This window comes from Paraburkholderia sp. SIMBA_030, from assembly GCF_046535245.1.
In the GTDB taxonomy this organism is placed as follows: domain Bacteria; phylum Pseudomonadota; class Gammaproteobacteria; order Burkholderiales; family Burkholderiaceae; genus Paraburkholderia.
In genome coordinates this window covers 1-267 of sequence record NZ_JAWRXB010000685.1, presented here as the reverse complement: position 1 = coordinate 267, position 267 = coordinate 1, and the positions used below count along the sequence as shown (strand labels likewise).

The 267-nt window shown below is 64.0% G+C and carries 1 protein-coding gene; it reads right to left on the bottom strand.

Going from position 1 to position 267, the window contains the following annotated elements; translation table 11 throughout:
* Positions 1-267, bottom strand: a 267-nt coding sequence (locus tag SB772_RS41700; protein ID WP_410838733.1) for an SMP-30/gluconolactonase/LRE family protein, incomplete at both ends; no start/stop codon positions are given.

Here is a 267-nt window from a genome sequence, read left to right as displayed (position 1 = left end):
CGAGGTCAGCAGCGGCTCGACGCGTCCGCTTTGCGGATCGAGCTGCATGACGCCGTTGCGGTAATCGGCGATCAGAATGCGGCCGTCCGGATGGAACTTGAGGCCGTTCGGCTCGCCTTCGTATTGCGCGACGAGCGTCCAGTCGCGTTCACCGCCGCCCTCGCCACCTTCAATGCGAAAGATGCGGCCGAACGGAATATCGACGACATAAAGCCGCCCTTGCGCGTCGAACGCCGGACCTTCGAGGAAGCTGTCGACGCTCTGCCC